Source organism: Priestia sp. SIMBA_032, from assembly GCF_046535215.1.
Taxonomy (GTDB): Bacteria; Bacillota; Bacilli; order Bacillales; family Bacillaceae_H; genus Priestia; species Priestia aryabhattai.
On sequence record NZ_JAWRXD010000001.1, the window covers coordinates 925,240 to 941,412 of the forward strand.

Consider the following 16,173-nt stretch of genomic DNA (forward strand, 5'->3'; position numbering starts at 1 on the left):
TTTGACCGAAAAACATTTCCGGTCATTAGGTTCTGATTAATGTTACCATATTCACAAGAATAAGGTCAATCGTTATTCTGTAATTAAAAGCTGATTTTAGCAGAAAGTTTAAAATCAGCTTTTTAAGATAACGTTCACACTAAATATCAGGCTTAAATCATGAGCTTCATTCGCATCGTTTTTAATAAATGCCCGTCAAATTCATCATCAAATTCATCCACAAGCTGGAAACCTTTTGATTGATAAAATGCACGGCCTATTCCGTTTTCCCTTTCTACGTTAATGTAAACGATTTTTAATTCCTTCGAACGCTTCATTCCTTTTTCTAATAATTGCGAACCGATTCCTTTCCCTTGATAAGCAGGAAGTATATAGATAGATCCTAGTTCTATTTCCCCTCTGTTTTGTAGTCGGAAAAAGTTAGCGTACCCTACGATTTTCTCATCAATAGTTGCTACATAAATGAACGAATTGCGCAAGCGCCACAGCAGCCTTTTATTGGAGTATGCTTCTGAAAGAAACCGATTCTGAACGCTTCTAGGAATAATTCCTTCATATGTATCATACCAGCTCATCTTTGCGACGTATTGAACAGACGTAACATCTTCTTTTCTCATTTTGCGAATGATTACCTCCATTCACATCCCTCCTGACAATTTGCTGCTAAAATCGTACATAATTTCACCTAAAAAATATAGTTATAAATATATATTTTTAATTGTAACGCTCTAGAAGCATTGATTGATTTTAGAACCTTATGTATAATCGAGATAGATACAAATTGAAAATGATTATCATTAACAGGAGTGCTGAATGATGAATTTAACTACCGTGAGTATTGGCGACAAAGTAAAAGTTAAAAACATTGAATTTTTAGATAGATCATTAGAACGCCGCCTTCTTTCTTTTGGAGTAAAAAAAGGCTGCGAACTGTGCATGAAGCAAAAAACCATCTTAGGAGGACCTTGTATTATTGAATGCCAAGGTCAAATGATTAGCATCCGAAAACGCGATGCGGCTAAAATTGAGGTTGAGACGGCATGAGTACAATTGCACTTTTAGGAAATCCAAACACAGGAAAAACTTCTTTATTCAATATATTAACAGATTCCTATGAATACGTAGGAAACTGGAGCGGTGTAACCGTTGAAAAGAAAGTTGGGTCTATTAAAAAGCAAAACAGCCAGCTGGTTGATTTGCCGGGTGTGTATGATTTCACTCCTCTCTCTTCAGATGAAGCAGTGGTAACTAACTTTTTGTTAACCGGAGAATTTAACAGTATGCTGAATATTGTAGACGCTTCTCAGTTTGAAAGAAGCATGCACCTTACTATTCAAGCATTGGAATATGGAAAGCCATTAGTAATCGGCTTAAATATGATTGATGTAGCGGAAAAACGCGGATTGACTTTTAATTTGGAGAAGCTTAGCAAATCATTACATATTCCGGTTTCTGCAATTATTGCCCGCAATGGAAAAGGAATTAATGAGCTTCTCTCCACCTTGAAGCAAGATTTAAAAGCTCCGTTATTTCAATTGAATTACGGGGAAACCGCTGAACAAGCAATTCATATGATTCAAACAAAAGCGGATGTCAGCAGATGGATTGCGATTCAATTTTTAGCTGAAAACAGCGTAATCGAATCAACATTAAAAGAAAAGATGAGTTACCCAGAGCTGCTTGAGCTTCGAAAAGCGGCTGCACAAAACTTAACCAAGCCGCTTAGCGAGCATTTCTTTGACGTGCGTACCGCATTTATTGAACGCATTTCCAAAGAGTGTATCGTAAAGGGAAGCGAAACACCTCTAACCTTCACAGATCGAATCGATCGAATTGTGACGCATAAGTGGCTCGGTCTCCCTATTTTTCTTGGCTTAATGTATTTGATTTTTAATATTACGTTTACTTGGATTGGCGTTCCTCTTTCTGATAAACTGGACGGTTTTTTTGGCGGAACGCTTAGTAAAGCCGCTGATTCTATTCTAAATGCAGCTGGTGCTGCTCCATTTATTCATGATTTAATTGTGGACGGCATCATCGCAGGCGTAGGCGGCGTACTAGTATTTGTACCACAAATTTTTGTCCTGTTCTTTTTCATTTCACTGCTTGAAGATTCAGGATACATGGCTCGAATTGCTGTAGTAATGGATCGTATCATGGAATTTTTCGGTTTGAACGGTAAAGCATTCATCCCGATGATTATTAGCTTTGGATGTAACGTACCGGGGATCATGGCCGCACGTACAATTGAACAGCGAAAAGAACGCCTTATGACCATTTTAGTAAATCCATTTATGAGCTGCTCAGCACGCCTTCCTGTATACGCTTTGTTTGTAGGTGCATTTTTTGTGCAAAACGGAGCTGCTGTGGTGTTTTCTATGTACTTGCTTGGCATTATTTTAGCACTTGTTGTAACGAAAATTTTATCAGTAACGCTTCTTAAAGACGAACAATCAACTTTTATTGTTGAACTTCCTCCTTACCGCGTACCTCAAGCCAAGACTCTTTGGAGAAGCACGTGGGAAAAAGGCCGAAATTTCGTCCGAAAAGCAGGTACGGTTATTTTAGCCGGCTCTGTATTTATCTGGCTATCATCTTACGCTGGCCCTGGCGGTTTTGGAGTAGATATGGAAAATAGCTTTATGGCTATTATTGGAGGTGCTATCGCTCCTCTATTTATCCCTTTAGGTTTTGCGACATGGCAAGCTGTAGCATCACTGATTACAGGCTTCCTAGCGAAAGAAGTGGTTGTTTCGACTATGAGCATCATTTATAAAGTACAAGAAGGACAGCTTGGCGACACAATGAAGACATTCTTTACACCGCTAACAGCCTATACGTTTATGGTGTTTGTTCTTCTTTATGTTCCGTGTCTAGCAACCGTCGCTGTTATTCGACGAGAAACCGGCTCATTGAAATGGACAGCGTTTGCTGTGGTCTACCCTTTGGTTGTCGCTTATCTCGTAGCTTTGCTTGTACACACTGTTGGAAAAGTACTTGGTTTTTCTTAAAAGGAGTGAATAACATTGATTATTAACATTTTAATTGGGGTTTTGATATTTGGATATGCCCTTTATCATATGACAAAATTCTTCCGCAAGAGTACTCAAGGAAAATGTGCAAGTTGCGCACAGCAATCTTCTTGTGCAACGGATGATTGCGGTATTGACTGGGATAAAACGATTCAAGAGGCTCAAAATCAATCATCTTAATACATTAAAAAAGCATCCTGATAGATGGGATGCTTTTTTAATGTTACGCAACTAGTTTTAAAATGAGATGAGAAAGGACTTCCTTTTCCTCTTCACTGCTGACTTTCCATAATTCATGAAGGACTTTTTCTTCTCGGTTTCGAGGCTCCTCATTTTTGGCTAAATAGCTAGCCACTTTTTTTGTAGCAGCTGCTAATTGTTCCTCATTTAACCCGAGCTTTTTACCGACATGGACTTTTTCAGTTAAATAATCAGTAAACGTATCAAAATTCTGCAAAATTGCTTCTTTTTTCTCCGTCCCTAAATTATCTACCGTTTCTTCAATTTTATTCATGTCTTTTGTAGTTCCTTCATTCATTTGACTCACAGTTAGCATCTCCTTCTTAGTGAATAGATTGGTATGTTCTTTCACGCTCAGCTTCTGGTTTTTCGTCCGGCGTCATCTTTTCCTTACTTATTTCAGAAGTTGCATCTTTCACTTTTTCACCAATTTGCTGTAAATCACTTTTAGCATCTTCTACCGTCGATTTTGCATCATGCGTAACGCTTTTCACATCTTCTGCTTGCTTAAAGAAATCTTCATTTACACGCTCGTACAAATGTTTGGCATCATTAATTGCATCTTTTAAGAGATTCGATGCGTTTTTCATTTGTTGCACCATTTTTTCTTTTGTTTCTTGAGGGTTCTCTTTTACTTGATTAATCATGTTTGCAGAAGAGTCCTTTAATGTAACGGCTCTTCTTTTAACAGATGAGCGAGTTTTATTATCAAGTAATGTTATACATCCACCCACAACTGCCCCGACAACAACACCTTTTACTAGCTTGCTGCTGCAGCTTTTTCCCGCGCTAACAGCAGTAGTGCTATTAGCTGTCTGTGGATTGTTATTAATTCCTACGTCGTTGTTAATGCCTGCGCTGTTGCTTAAAGCAGGGTTTTGTAATTCAGATCGGCTTCTTTCCATTTTTACTGCCTCCTTTAGCATTGTTATTGAGTGATTTCCCATCTTTTTTTATATTTAAACAATTGAATTCCTTAAAAATAAAAAATATGACTAAAGACCACCTTTTACATCTCACTAGTCAAGAATAACTATATAGTAAGAAAAGCTGGATTTTTTTAACGGAAAGGTATAAGCCGGATTTTTGTAAAAGGATTGTCAGCACCGGTATAATAAGAAGTACTGTAAAAGAAATTTTATACTATTGGTCATAGGGGTGAAACAATTGAGCCAGCTTAATAAGGAATTTAACTGTGAAAAAGAATTAACGCTTGCTATTATCGGCGGAAAATGGAAGATGCTGATACTATGGCACTTAGGACGTGAAGGAACAAAACGGTTTGGGGAACTAAAATCGCTTATTCCTGATATTACGCCGCGCATGCTGGTTAACCAGCTGCGGGAACTGGAAGAAGATCTAATTGTTAACCGTAAAGTTTATCCTGTCGTACCACCTAAAGTCGAATACTCACTTACAAAAGAAGGAGAAAGTTTAATGCCTATTTTGACAGCCATGTATGATTGGGGTAAAAATTACCGCGATACAGTGCTGATCAATCAAGAACAAAAGGCAGAAACGTTAATTAAATGATGGAAACTAATCCTTCTATTCCATAGTTTTTATTTTTTTATGCGGATGATGTTACTCAACATCATCCGCATTTTCAGTAAAAATTAAGCGGTTACAATACTGATACGTCCATTAGTATACTTCTGTATACTATCATTTTCCACACTATTTGAGGGAAAAGTGCGTACTTTTAAGAACCTCAAACTGCGGGTACAATAACTACACCAGCTGCTTTTTACGTAAAAAAGCACAAAAGGTATCTATAGATTTCTGTAAGGAGTGGAGTAGAATGGAATTACAATTAGCATTAGATCTTGTTAATATTTCTCAAGCAAAAGAGGTAGTAAAAGAAGTTGAAGAACATATTGATATCGTGGAAATCGGTACACCTGTTGTAATCAATGAAGGACTTCGCGCCGTTAAAGAAATTAAAGAAGCATTTCCTAATTTAAAAGTATTAGCTGACCTAAAAATCATGGATGCAGCTGGTTATGAAGTACAGCAAGCTTCTCAAGCCGGAGCAGACATTATTACCATCTTAGGTGTGGCGGAAGATATGTCAATTAAAGGTGCAGTTGAAGAAGCAAAAAAACAAGGCAAAAAAATTCTAGTCGATATGATTGGGGTAAAAGATATTAAAGGACGCGCAAAAGAGCTAGACGAATTTGGTGTTGACTATATCTGTGTACACACAGGATACGACCTTCAAGCGATTGGTCAAAACTCTTTTGAAGATTTAGTAACAATCAAAAGCGTTGTAAAAAATGCAAAAACTGCCGTTGCTGGCGGCATTAAATTAGAGTCTTTACCTGAAGTAGTAAAAGCACAGCCTGATCTTGTTATTGTTGGCGGAGGCATCACAAGCCAAGACGATAAAAAATCAGTTGCTTCTCAAATGAAAGAGCTTATTACAAATTAAGGAGCTTTCTATGCAGACGAGCGAACATTTAAAAACGGTTATGAATGAGCTTTTACAAACAACAGCTCTAATCGCTGACGATGAAGCTGAACAGCTTGTAAATGGCATCATCTCATCTAAAAAAGTGTTTGTCACAGGAGCAGGCCGTTCAGGTCTTATGGGCAAGTCGTTTGCTATGCGTATGATGCATATGGGCATTGATGCTTATGTCATTGGAGAAACCGTGACTTCCACTTTCACGCAAGATGATTTATTAATCATCGGATCAGGTTCTGGCGAGACGAAGAGCTTGATTCCTATCGCTCAAAAAGCAAAAGAACTTGGAGGAAAAGTTGGAGTAGTCACAATTTCTCCCGATTCCACGCTTGGCAAACTGGCTGACTTTATCGTGAAGCTGCCTGGTGCTCCGAAGGATCAAGAACAAAGCAGTTACCAAACAGTGCAGCCTATGGCGTCATTGTTTGAACAAACGCTTCTTCTCTTTTACGATGCGCTGATTCTTCGCTTCATGGAGAAGAAAGAACTTGATACTCATACGATGTACGGAAAGCATGCAAATTTAGAATAAAAAAGAGGCTAAGAAAAGGTTTTTAGCTTAAGTGAAAAAGCGAACCATTAATCAAAATGTTTGATTGGTGGTTCGTTTTTTTGTTATGTTGAATATAGTTTCTTCTAGCAGTTGATTGGAGAGCAAGGTGAAGACTCCTGCGGGAAAAGCGGAACAGATGAGACCCCACAACAGGAGCGCAAGCGACGAGGAGGCTCAGCGAGCGAAGCCTTGCACGGAGATCAACTGCGGTGTAATAAGCGGTTCAGCTCATGTATCCCATTTGTTCGTCTTTAAGCTAAATTCATTTGATTATGTCTCAACCCTCTTCTTGTTTTGGAATTTTCTATATAACTAAATGTACTTTATCGTTAACTTTTTTTAAAAATCCTATTCGAATTTTGCTGCATCTCCATAAAACGGCTGTTCTGCAACTTTAATCGATTCTGTTGGCCATCCTTCGTACGCTTCCATCATCTCATCTTGCTGATCTTCAGGAACTTCCTTTGTTCCTTCGTTGTTATCTAACACGGCATAAGCAAGACCTTCTGAATCATCATCATAAAGATCTGGTGCGCTCCCTCCACATGCTCCGCAAGCAATACATGTTTCCTTATCTACCATCGTAAAAGCCATAAAAAAACCTCCTTTACCTTTTCACTTTCTTGTTCAGAAAGTTACGTTCAGTATAAGGAGGTTCTTTTAAATTTGTCTTAAATTATTTACTTGGATTCTCCGATATTCTCAAACATTTCATCTACATTTGGCTTTTTCTTAATTAATCCTGACTCTTTTAACCAGTCCACATTTGACTGCCATGATTCTTTCGTTTGACTGCCAAATCCTTGTTCAGACTTCATTTTTGGAAGTAAGATATTCAAACTTTTTGTTTCCACATCTTTTTCAAGCGGGAAGTTTGATTTATCTTGATTATCTAACAAAATTTGAAGTGATTCCTTTGGATGCTTCTCTGTGTACTCATACCCTTTTGTCGCAGCACGCCAAAACGCTTTAATCGTATCAGAATCTTTTGCCCATGTTTGATTCCCTGTAACGGCCACCAGCTCATAGTAAGATGGCACGCCGTAATCTGAAGGATCAATATCAACCGTTTTGTATCCTTTTTTGTGAAGCAATGGTACTTCATGGTTAATATACGCACCTATTACAGCATCTACTTTTTTGCTAATCAGCGATGAATTTAACTCGAACCCTACGTCTACTAGTTTTACCTTATTGGGATCTCCTCCATCGCTTTTCACCATTTTCTTTAGAACAGATTCACTTAATGGTGTTCCGCTGTAGCCTACTACTTTTCCTTCTAAATCTTTAGGACGCTTAATACCGCTATCTTTCAATGCCACAACTCGGTTTAACGGAGATCTTACAATCGCTCCTACCGACTTTACCGGCACATCTTCATTTGCTCGTGCCATTGCTACATCAGGCTGATAGTAAAGGCCGAGCGTGACTTTCCCTGCAGCTGCTAAATTAAGTGAGTCTGTTGGATTAGCGGGAAACTGTACTTTTACATTCAGCCCTTCTTTTTTGAAATATCCTTTTTCTTGTGCAGCGTAAATGAAGCTGTGCACTGCATTTGGATACCAATCAAGCATAATTGTAACGTCTTTTAATTTTTTACTGTCACCAGCTTTATTTTCCTTGTTCTGACCGCAAGCAGCGAGCATCAAAACAAGCAGCAGGCTTAAGCCAATTACAAACCATTTTTTCATTCTGTTTTCCTCCACTTTAATGAACGTTTTTCGAAACCTACTACAATAATAAAGAATAAAATACCAAGCGCGGATAAAATCACAATTGGTGCAAACACACCAGCTGCATCAAACTGTGTCATCATACGACGACTGAAATATCCTAAGCCTGCTTGCGCACCTAACCATTCCCCAATGGCAGCACCTATTATGCTAAAGGTAACCGCTACTTTGAGCCCTGAATAAAAATGAGGCAGTGCAGAAGGAATGTTCAGCTTAAAAAATATATCTTTTTTTGTTGCTCCCATCGTTAACATGAGTTCTTTTAACTCTTTGTTTGTGGAACGAAGCCCGTCAAACGTGCTAACGGTAATGGGAAAAAACGTAATTAATACGGTCACAATCACTTTGCTCCAAATGGAGTAGCCAAACCACAGCACAAATACAGGAGCAATGGCAATGGTCGGAATCATTTGTGAAGCAATAATAAGCGGATAAAAAGCACGCTCAATAAGCGGGCTCCAATTCATCCACACAGCCAGCAGAACCCCTAGCACAACGGATATTACAAGCCCAATTACGACAATAGATAACGTAGCTGGTAAATGCTTAAACAATAAATCCATTCGCAGTTCCCAAAGCTTCGTTAAAATACCGCTGGGCGTTGGTAAAATAAACGGATAGTTTACAATGCGTGCTCCAATTTCCCAAGCAGCCAGCAAAATGACTACTAAAATCACTGAAGCCCCGTACTTTTTCATGTGTTCACCTTCGATCTTAGCTGTTCAATTAAATAATCTTTCAAGTCAAGCACTCGCTGTTGATTCAAATCTTTTTGCGTTCGAGGTCTGCTAAGCGGCACTTGAATCTCTTCAAGGTGACTTACCGGCTTGTCTGAGAAGATAAAAATACGATCTGATAAAAAAAGCGCTTCGTTGACGTCATGAGTGATAAATAAGATGCTATGTTTACGCTTTTGCCATTGTTCAAGCAGCCATTCCTGCATCGACAAACGCGTAATGGCATCAAGTGCACTAAAAGGCTCATCTAAAAGCAGCACGTTAGAACCGCTTAATACCGTCCGGAGAAAAGAAACGCGCTGCTTCATCCCTCCCGATAAATCACTTGGAAAACGGTTTTCATACCCTTTTAGGCCAAACTCTTCAAGCAGCTGAGACACTTGCCTATGAGCACTTGCTTTTGACACATTGTGAAGCTCGAGAGGCAGTGCTGCATTGTCGAGAATCGTGCGCCACGGAAGAAGTAAATCTTGCTGCGGCATGTAGCCTACTTTTCCTAGTCGCTTTTCATAAGACTGTCCGTTAATCACGATATCGCCTTCACTCTGCTGTTCAAGACCTGTAATGAGACGAAACAACGTACTTTTTCCAGATCCGCTCGCTCCAACGATACTGACAAACTCGCCGTCTTTCACGTCTAAGTTTAATGATTTTAAAATCGCTTGATCGCCGTTTTTGTACGTAAAACTGACGTTTTGAAAAGATAGCACAGACTTATTCATGAACTGGCCACATCGCTTCTTTATAAGCCATATCCCAGAACATATACTCAAAACGGGTCGTATTTAAGAAAATTTCTTCGAGCTTTTCTAACTCAGCTTCTGATTTATCTTCAGTAAGTGAGTCAAATAAGTTGATACACCACGTCGCCAGTTCTCCAAATTCTTCTGAGCTGTACATTTCAATCCACTCTCGATAAAACTCATTTTCAGCCCCAGGCTTTTCACTGAGTTCTTTTCCTATTTCCCAGTAGCTCCACATACAAGGCAAAAGAGCCGCCACTAATTCAGCTAATGTTCCGCTTTGACCAACGTGCAGCATATAGTGTGTGTATGCAAGCGTTGTAGGAGATGGCTGCGCTTTTTCTAATTCTTTTTCGCTGATTTCAAATTTCTTGGCATACTCACGGTGTAAACTCATTTCTTCATTTAACGTAGAATCTAAAAGCGCAGCAAATTTCCCCATCGTTTGAAGATCGGTAGCTTTCATAGCTCCAATTGCAAATAATTTGGCATAATCAATTAGATAAAGGTAATCTTGAATCATATAAAAGCGAAACTTCTCCTTTTCAAGCGTTCCGTCTCCCATTCCCTGTACGAAGGGATGATTATGATTTTGACGCCAAATAGGCTGCAGCTTTTCGTATAATCGTTCACTAAATTTCATGATGATCACTCCTTATGCGTATGCAGCCACGTATAAATGAACTGCACCATCACTTTTGTATATTGAATAAGCTGATTCATATCTAATTGTTCGTTCACAGCATGTGCATTTGCTAAATTTCCCGGGCCGTAAATAGCTGCCGGAATTCCCGCATCAGCTAGCCATCCCCCGTCTGTTACGCTAGTTGACACATCAATTGGAGGCTTTTTCCCTTCCATTTGTTCATGAGTATGTGCAAGCAGCTGTACTCCTGCATGATTTTCATCAATTTCTAATGACGGGAAGATTTCTCCTCTGTCTTCAATCATCGATGTGCCTCCCCATTCAAAGGTTGGCAGGTTATCTTTTAACCATGGATCTGCTTTTGCAATAGCTATAATATATTCTTCCACTTCTTTTGATACTTGGTCGTACGACTCATTTGGATAATAGTGAACGGTGATCCACAGCCTGCATTCATCTGCAACAAACGCAGCATGTCTTCCACCTTCGATTACTGCTGGATTAATCGTATTTGTACCTGGCAAAAATCCTGGATAGCTCTTTGTAACAGCCCAGTGACGCTCCAATTCTTGCAGCCCTCCGATCACTTTTGCCATCTTTTCAATAGCGCTTGCGGCTAAGAGTCCTCCTCCAGCATGAATCATACTTCGGCGTGTACCGTCATGATAGGTTTTACTGCTTTTTATCGTAATCCATCCCGTGATCACTCCGCCTTGACCTTGAATATGTAAATCACTTGTATCCGCTACGAGCGCAAAATCAGCTGTATACCCTTTCTGACAGCATTGCAGCGTACCTGCCTCTCCTACTTCTTCTCCTACAACGGATTCAAAAATCAAGTCTCCCGGCAGCTCAATTCCTGCTTCTGTTAGAAGCTGAACTGCAAATAATGCCCCTGCCAAGCCGCCTTTCATATCAGCAACTCCGCGTCCGATGATTTTATTGTCTTTCACGACAGCTTCAAACGGGTCTGTCTCCCACTCTTCATTTTCTTGTACCTCAGCTACATCCATATGCCCGTTAATAATCAAGCTTTGATAGTCAGCTGATTTTTGTCCTTTTAATGTGCCCACTACAATAGGATCGTTGGAATATAAGTCCCACATATCGATGGAAAAACCGCAGTTTTTAAGAAAATCCGCTACGTACAGCTGCGCTTCATGAGAATTTCGTGCAGGAGGCGCTGGCGTTTTATATGAAACAAGTTTTTTTAATAACTGGATTAGCTCCCCTTTGCGCTCCTCTACCTGTTTGACAAGCAAATCAATTGTTTCTTCCATGTATGACACCTTCCTTTACGCATAAAAAAACACTTCTTTCGCAGGAAAGAAGTGTTTTTGTTTATATACAAAAAATTATTATAACGAGTTCGTAAGGAAATACCATACAAAACATCCATTACAATACCTCTTTCCTACGCTAGTATTACCTAGTTCAGGTTATAAGGGTTAAGACTTCTCGTCTCTCTCAGCTTCGAAAGCACCCCTAGTGGTGTTGTATCTCTATAAGATTATCTATTATTATATGTTTACCTGTAATAGTTTTATCATAGTAAAGCGTTTTATTCAATAGAAAGGTTCATGATTCAGCAATGAAAATAGTTTCCTTTTTAGTAAAATAAAGAGCACACACCTTTTTCAAGCAGTGTGTGCTCTTTACTTTCATAAACTTACTAGTTAGCTATCGGCTTTTTTAAAAATACACCGTTTTTCCATTTAGACAGTAATAAGCTCAAGTTTTTGTCCCGGTCTCACTAATGAAAGCAGCTCATGATCTTCCTCTATCACATACCCAATCACGTTGACATTAGCATTTGCAGGCAAATTGGTTTTAGCTATTTGAACCTCTCCTCTGTAACGCCCGTAGCCATCATTGTCCATTGTAATTGCTCCGATTCTGCGTTCTACTGTATGAAATGGCGGCACTGGCTTTACAGATCGAGTATCAACCAAACGCAGAACGTCTCTTGATACATCCGGACGCACGCTGTACGTTCCATCTATATGAGGTGAACGAATGCGTAGCGGAATAATGCGATTTTCTTGATATTGAACTAAACGCTTTAATAAACTTGATGCGGCGTATGGATCTCCAATATAAACCTCTGTTACTCCGCATTCGTATAAATCTACTGCAGAGGTAAAAGGACATTTATTACGGTCTTTTTCTCTAGTAGGAAGACCTTGATAAATAGGGCCTCTTTTTTTGCCTTCTCCCGGAATATAAGCGCAGACTGGAATACGAAGTTCATTAAATAAATCTGTCTGCTGTTGAAAAAATGTTTCTTCAAGCCCTGTTTCAGGCCGCGGATAAAAATTATGCCATGCAAGCAGCTGATGATGATGAAGACCAGCATATAAGAGTGCTTCAACTTCTTGTTTGGATATCGTACTTGCATTAACAGCAATATAAAATTCATTCGCAAGCGAAAGAGTTTCTTCTGCGCTAAAGCCATCGTCTAGTCTAATACCAGATACGCCAAGTGAAGATAGAGTCATAAGGCTTTCAATACCTAAATGAACCGGCGTATGCTTGGATACGTCTGCATACACGCTTATTCGACAATCTCTAGCCACATGAAGCAATTCTTTTGCCCGTTCAGCCAAATTTCCTTTTTCTTCTGGAATGTGAAGCGAAGTAAATGCACGTGTGACGCCGCACTCGCTTGCTTCTATTAATCTTTTTTTGGCATCACTATCATTTAAATAAAACGAAATGCCAATCATTCAAACTCCCCCGCCATTTCATCGTTAAATCCAAAGAAATAGGTACAAACAAAGCCTGCTGCGTAAGCAATAACTAATCCCAGTAAATAAAGAAGAATTTGATGCGCATGAACTAAAAACGTAAGCGGCAAACCTGATACTCCCACTGCTACAGTTGCAATATGGAAGTGCGCCTGAAACGCTCCGCCGATTCCAGCTCCAAGACAAGCGGTTAAGAATGGACGCCCTAAAGGAAGTGTGACTCCAAAAATAAGCGGTTCTCCGATTCCGAGCAGCCCTGAAGGAAGTGCACCTCCAATTGCTCGCTTTAAACGTTTTTTCTTTGTTTTGATATAAATAGCAAAAGCTGCACCGACCTGACCGGCTCCGCCCATGGCTAGTATAGGAAGAAGCGGATCATCTCCAATTGAATTGATAAGCTCTAAATGAACAGGAGTAAGACCTTGATGCAGTCCCGTAATGACGAGAGGCAAGAACGTTGCCCCTAACACAAAGCCTGCTACAACTCCTCCAACCTCTAAAACTCCTAAAAGACCTTTTGTGATTCCATCGGAAATCAAGCCTCCGATTGGCATGAATACTACATACGTAATAATTCCGGTAATTAACACCGTAACGGTTGGTGTAATAATGATATCCAATGACTGAGGGACAAATTTACGCACTCGTTTTTCCACTACGGCCATAAAGATTGCTGCAAGCAACACGCCAATTAAGCCACCCCGTCCCGGCAAAAGGGCTTCACCAAAAAGTTTAATATCAGCTACAGCAGGATTAATGACTAAAATACCCGCTAAGCCTCCTAGAGCTGGTGAACCACCAAATTCTTTTGCAGCATTGATACCTACTAAAATACCAAGATAAGCAAATAAGCCGCTTCCGATAACCGTTAAAAGAATAGCAATCTGTGAATCCGCCGGAAGCCACTTCGCTTGAACCGCTGCTTTTGTTACTCCGGTGATAAGTCCAGATGCTACAAGAGCAGGTATCAACGGAATAAAAATGCTTGCAATTCGGCGAAGCAAGAGCTTAAACGGAGTTGCATTTTTTTCTTTCAGCTCCGATTTCCGCTGTGCTGCACGATTTTCTAAGTTAATACCGCCGGATTCATCAATTAACTTTCCAAACTCCTCTGTTACTTTGTTCACTTTACCGGGACCAATAATAATTTGAAGCGTTTCTTCTTCCACTAATCCAAGCACGCCTTCAAGTTTTCGTATATCTGTCTTTTTTACAATTGAATCATCTTTTACCGTCACACGCAGCCGCGTCATACAATGCGTATACGCTTCAATATTGGATGCTCCCCCAAGCATCTCCAAAACAGCCTTTGCTAGTTGATGATTATCTAAAGACATGTTAATCCCCCTTTGTATTTTCCTCTTAGATGGATACGCCACTGAGGAAACAGACCACAAAATCCCCTTTTTGTAATCGCTTTCTTTTTATTTCTTACCTTTCAAAAACTGAATGGCATCTCTTGTTTTGTCAATATACTCAATCGTCTGGTCATACTGCTGCGCTGCAATACTTAAAAATAACACATCAATCACGTAAAGCTGGGCTAAACGAGATGATGTAGCTGCGCTTCGAAACGGCGCTTCTTGAGAATAAGACGTATACAAACAAATATCAGCTAAAGACGAAACGGTGGACTGTCCGTACTTTGTTAAGCTAATCGTCTTTACTCCGCGGTTTTTAGCTAAAGATAAGACGTTGCTTACTTCAGGAGTCTCCCCTGAAAAAGAAATACCCACAACTACATCGTCTTTACTTGCATTTGCGATGAGTGTAGCTGCTAAATGGCTATCTGCAAAAGCCGTGGCATTTTTATTAATTCGAAGAAATTTTTGCTGCGCATCTATAGCAATAATATGTGAAGCACCGATTCCAAAAAAATGAATGTTTTTGGCTTCAATCAGCGCCAAAACAGCCCGCTCTGCTTCTTTATAATTCACAAGCTCGGCCGTATCACTTAGACTTTGAATGCTGTTGCTTGCCGTTTTTTTGACAATAGATTGAATCGTTTCATTTGTTTCAATATCGCGGTATCCTTGCTCCGTATCTCTGGCTAAATCACCGGCTACTCTTACCTTTAATTCTTGAAACCCGCTAACACCGATAGATTTGCACAAACGAATAACAGCAGCACTGCTCGCATTCGCTAGTCTACCTAATTCTCCAGCCGTACTGTTTACCACAGTATGCGGGTTGTTTAAAATATATTCAGCAATTTTCCTCTCCGAATCAGGAAGCTTAGCCACCGTGTTTTTAATCATCGTTAATCCGCCTGTTGACATCGTTTCTCTCCTTTATACGTAATGTTCAATCGCTTTTCTCACATAACCGCCCGCATTATTCAGTAACAACTTCGCGGTGTCATAAATTTCATTTGTTTTGATCATAACGACTGCTGTTTTTACCTCATTATTTGCTTCTTCAAGCGTTTGACTTGCTTGCTCATAAGAAACACCTGTAATTTTACAAATAATACCTATCGCCCGTTCTTTAAGCTTTTCATTACTCACATGAACATCTATCATTAAGTTTTCGTACGCTTTTCTTACTTTAATCATAGCCGCGGTAGAAATCATGTTGAGGATCATTTTATGAGCGCTTGCCGCTTTTAACCTTGTGGAACCTGTTAGCACTTCCGGACCTACTACTACCTCAATACTATGGTCCGCTTCTTTTCCAATAAGCGAATTACCATTACAAGACAAAGCCACCGTTTTAGCTTTTACAGATTTTGCATATCTTAATGCACCAATCACATAAGGAGTGCGTCCGCTTGCAGCAATTCCAATGACTGTGTCTCGTTCATTCAAATGAATTTTTTGTAAATCTGCTGCTCCCAATTCTTCTTTATCTTCAGCACCTTCGACTGCTTTAACAAATGCTTTTTCTCCTCCAGCCATCAATCCCTGTACCTGATTGGGATTGGTACTGAAAGTAGGCGGACATTCAACAGCATCCAATACTCCCAGTCGTCCGCTTGTTCCTGCGCCTACATAAATAAGCCGGCCTTTCTTTTGAAACGATTCACTTACAAATGCAACTGCCACCTCTACGTCTGGAAGTACTTCTTGCACAGCCAGCGCCACTTTTTGATCTTCTGTATTCATTACGTTTAAAATTTCTTTTGTACTAGCTGTATCTATCTTCATTGTCTGCTTGTTTTGAGACTCTGTTATTAATAACGTAAGCTGTTCATTCATCTTTTCGGCTCCTTTTTCATCATGAAGTGAAGTTATGGTTATTATAATTTTTTTAAAATATAATTTCAATAATTTATT

General features: G+C 39.6%; 19 protein-coding genes and 1 riboswitch. Of the genes, 6 read left to right on the plus strand and 13 right to left on the minus strand.

The window, feature by feature from the left end; genetic code table 11:
- Nucleotides 1-152 precede the first annotated feature (152 nt).
- Nucleotides 153-638, minus strand: coding sequence for a GNAT family N-acetyltransferase (locus SB717_RS04600; RefSeq protein ID WP_410903338.1), 486 nt, complete (start codon nucleotides 636-638; stop codon nucleotides 153-155).
- Between the two features lie 175 nt (nucleotides 639-813).
- On the opposite strand from SB717_RS04600, the gene SB717_RS04605 reads away from it, so the two are divergent.
- From SB717_RS04605 to SB717_RS04615, 3 genes are read left to right on the plus strand one after another with little or no spacing between them, the layout of a single operon-like run.
- Nucleotides 814-1,044 carry a FeoA family protein gene (locus SB717_RS04605; protein ID WP_013055605.1) on the plus strand — a complete coding sequence of 77 codons (231 nt, stop codon included), beginning with the start codon at nucleotides 814-816 and terminating at the stop codon, nucleotides 1,042-1,044.
- A complete protein-coding gene (gene feoB / locus SB717_RS04610) occupies nucleotides 1,041-3,011 on the plus strand; it encodes a ferrous iron transport protein B (RefSeq protein ID WP_074678993.1) in 1,971 nt (656 codons plus the stop codon). The genes SB717_RS04605 and feoB overlap by 4 nt, the downstream gene beginning before the upstream one ends.
- Before the next feature lie 15 nt (nucleotides 3,012-3,026).
- Nucleotides 3,027-3,212, plus strand: a complete 186-nt coding sequence (locus SB717_RS04615; protein WP_013081918.1) for a FeoB-associated Cys-rich membrane protein — start codon at nucleotides 3,027-3,029, stop codon at nucleotides 3,210-3,212.
- A gap of 43 nt (nucleotides 3,213-3,255) precedes the next feature.
- On the opposite strand, the gene SB717_RS04620 is transcribed toward SB717_RS04615, so the two are convergent.
- Complete coding sequence (locus tag SB717_RS04620) at nucleotides 3,256-3,579, minus strand: DUF3243 family protein (RefSeq protein ID WP_410903339.1); 324 nt, start codon at nucleotides 3,577-3,579, stop codon at nucleotides 3,256-3,258.
- A gap of 16 nt (nucleotides 3,580-3,595) precedes the next feature.
- On the minus strand, nucleotides 3,596-4,177 hold the full coding sequence (locus tag SB717_RS04625) for a hypothetical protein (RefSeq protein WP_013055601.1): 582 nt from the start codon (nucleotides 4,175-4,177) through the stop codon (nucleotides 3,596-3,598).
- Between the two features lie 262 nt (nucleotides 4,178-4,439).
- On the opposite strand from SB717_RS04625, the gene hxlR reads away from it, so the two are divergent.
- The 3 genes from hxlR to hxlB all read left to right on the plus strand — a co-directional run bounded on the left by hxlR (nucleotide 4,440) and on the right by hxlB (nucleotide 6,271).
- Complete coding sequence (gene hxlR, locus SB717_RS04630; RefSeq protein WP_013055600.1) at nucleotides 4,440-4,805, plus strand: transcriptional activator HxlR; 366 nt, start codon at nucleotides 4,440-4,442, stop codon at nucleotides 4,803-4,805.
- A gap of 268 nt (nucleotides 4,806-5,073) precedes the next feature.
- Nucleotides 5,074-5,703 (plus strand): 3-hexulose-6-phosphate synthase, encoded by a 630-nt coding sequence (hxlA, locus tag SB717_RS04635; RefSeq protein ID WP_074678995.1) that lies wholly within the window; start codon nucleotides 5,074-5,076, stop codon nucleotides 5,701-5,703.
- Nucleotides 5,704-5,713: 10 nt separating this feature from the next.
- The gene (gene hxlB, locus SB717_RS04640) at nucleotides 5,714-6,271 is read left to right on the plus strand and encodes a 6-phospho-3-hexuloisomerase (RefSeq protein WP_013055598.1); all 558 of its coding nucleotides are present in this window, start codon (nucleotides 5,714-5,716) and stop codon (nucleotides 6,269-6,271) included.
- 369 nt (nucleotides 6,272-6,640) lie between these two features.
- Here hxlB and SB717_RS04645 read toward each other — a convergent pair whose 3' ends face one another.
- From SB717_RS04645 to murQ, 10 genes are all read right to left on the minus strand, one after another.
- Complete coding sequence (locus SB717_RS04645) at nucleotides 6,641-6,886, minus strand: ferredoxin (RefSeq protein WP_410903340.1); 246 nt, start codon at nucleotides 6,884-6,886, stop codon at nucleotides 6,641-6,643.
- Between the two features lie 86 nt (nucleotides 6,887-6,972).
- Nucleotides 6,973-7,983 carry an ABC transporter substrate-binding protein gene (locus SB717_RS04650; RefSeq protein WP_410903341.1) on the minus strand — a complete coding sequence of 337 codons (1,011 nt, stop codon included), beginning with the start codon at nucleotides 7,981-7,983 and terminating at the stop codon, nucleotides 6,973-6,975.
- Entirely contained in the window at nucleotides 7,980-8,723 is a 744-nt protein-coding gene (locus SB717_RS04655; RefSeq protein ID WP_028412155.1) for an ABC transporter permease, read from the minus strand. The genes SB717_RS04650 and SB717_RS04655 overlap by 4 nt, the downstream gene beginning before the upstream one ends.
- Entirely contained in the window at nucleotides 8,720-9,484 is a 765-nt protein-coding gene (locus SB717_RS04660; protein WP_074679001.1) for an ABC transporter ATP-binding protein, read from the minus strand. Before SB717_RS04660 ends, SB717_RS04655 begins: the two co-directional genes overlap by 4 nt.
- Nucleotides 9,477-10,148 (minus strand): thiaminase II, encoded by a 672-nt coding sequence (gene tenA / locus SB717_RS04665; protein WP_074679003.1) that lies wholly within the window; start codon nucleotides 10,146-10,148, stop codon nucleotides 9,477-9,479. Before tenA ends, SB717_RS04660 begins: the two co-directional genes overlap by 8 nt.
- Nucleotides 10,149-10,153: 5 nt before the next feature.
- A complete protein-coding gene (locus tag SB717_RS04670) occupies nucleotides 10,154-11,431 on the minus strand; it encodes an acetylornithine deacetylase (protein WP_410903342.1) in 1,278 nt (425 codons plus the stop codon).
- Nucleotides 11,432-11,545: 114 nt separating this feature from the next.
- Nucleotides 11,546-11,648: riboswitch (TPP riboswitch) on the minus strand.
- A gap of 218 nt (nucleotides 11,649-11,866) precedes the next feature.
- Nucleotides 11,867-12,877, minus strand: a complete 1,011-nt coding sequence (locus SB717_RS04675; protein ID WP_410903343.1) for a MupG family TIM beta-alpha barrel fold protein — start codon at nucleotides 12,875-12,877, stop codon at nucleotides 11,867-11,869.
- A complete protein-coding gene (locus SB717_RS04680) occupies nucleotides 12,874-14,235 on the minus strand; it encodes a PTS transporter subunit EIIC (RefSeq protein ID WP_098620721.1) in 1,362 nt (453 codons plus the stop codon). The genes SB717_RS04675 and SB717_RS04680 overlap by 4 nt, the downstream gene beginning before the upstream one ends.
- An 87-nt stretch (nucleotides 14,236-14,322) precedes the next feature.
- Nucleotides 14,323-15,177, minus strand: a complete 855-nt coding sequence (locus tag SB717_RS04685) for a MurR/RpiR family transcriptional regulator (RefSeq protein WP_034654100.1) — start codon at nucleotides 15,175-15,177, stop codon at nucleotides 14,323-14,325.
- A 12-nt stretch (nucleotides 15,178-15,189) separates the two neighbouring features.
- Entirely contained in the window at nucleotides 15,190-16,095 is a 906-nt protein-coding gene (murQ, locus tag SB717_RS04690; RefSeq protein WP_410903344.1) for an N-acetylmuramic acid 6-phosphate etherase, read from the minus strand.
- Between the last annotated feature and the right edge of the window lie 78 nt (nucleotides 16,096-16,173).

Coding starts and splice junctions, on each gene's coding strand:
- SB717_RS04650 (WP_410903341.1), bottom strand. CDS start 7,983: ATGAAAAAATGGTTTGTAATTGGCTTAAGCCTGCTGCTTGTTTTGATG.
- SB717_RS04600 (WP_410903338.1), bottom strand. CDS start 638: ATGGAGGTAATCATTCGCAAAATGAGAAAAGAAGATGTTACGTCTGTT.
- tenA (WP_074679003.1), bottom strand. CDS start 10,148: ATGAAATTTAGTGAACGATTATACGAAAAGCTGCAGCCTATTTGGCGT.
- SB717_RS04605 (WP_013055605.1), top strand. CDS start 814: ATGATGAATTTAACTACCGTGAGTATTGGCGACAAAGTAAAAGTTAAA.
- SB717_RS04670 (WP_410903342.1), bottom strand. CDS start 11,431: ATGGAAGAAACAATTGATTTGCTTGTCAAACAGGTAGAGGAGCGCAAA.
- hxlA (WP_074678995.1), top strand. CDS start 5,074: ATGGAATTACAATTAGCATTAGATCTTGTTAATATTTCTCAAGCAAAA.
- SB717_RS04660 (WP_074679001.1), bottom strand. CDS start 9,484: ATGAATAAGTCTGTGCTATCTTTTCAAAACGTCAGTTTTACGTACAAA.
- murQ (WP_410903344.1), bottom strand. CDS start 16,095: ATGAATGAACAGCTTACGTTATTAATAACAGAGTCTCAAAACAAGCAG.
- feoB (WP_074678993.1), top strand. CDS start 1,041: ATGAGTACAATTGCACTTTTAGGAAATCCAAACACAGGAAAAACTTCT.
- SB717_RS04625 (WP_013055601.1), bottom strand. CDS start 4,177: ATGGAAAGAAGCCGATCTGAATTACAAAACCCTGCTTTAAGCAACAGC.
- SB717_RS04645 (WP_410903340.1), bottom strand. CDS start 6,886: ATGGCTTTTACGATGGTAGATAAGGAAACATGTATTGCTTGCGGAGCA.
- SB717_RS04685 (WP_034654100.1), bottom strand. CDS start 15,177: ATGTCAACAGGCGGATTAACGATGATTAAAAACACGGTGGCTAAGCTT.
- SB717_RS04675 (WP_410903343.1), bottom strand. CDS start 12,877: ATGATTGGCATTTCGTTTTATTTAAATGATAGTGATGCCAAAAAAAGA.
- SB717_RS04655 (WP_028412155.1), bottom strand. CDS start 8,723: ATGAAAAAGTACGGGGCTTCAGTGATTTTAGTAGTCATTTTGCTGGCT.
- SB717_RS04680 (WP_098620721.1), bottom strand. CDS start 14,235: ATGTCTTTAGATAATCATCAACTAGCAAAGGCTGTTTTGGAGATGCTT.
- hxlB (WP_013055598.1), top strand. CDS start 5,714: ATGCAGACGAGCGAACATTTAAAAACGGTTATGAATGAGCTTTTACAA.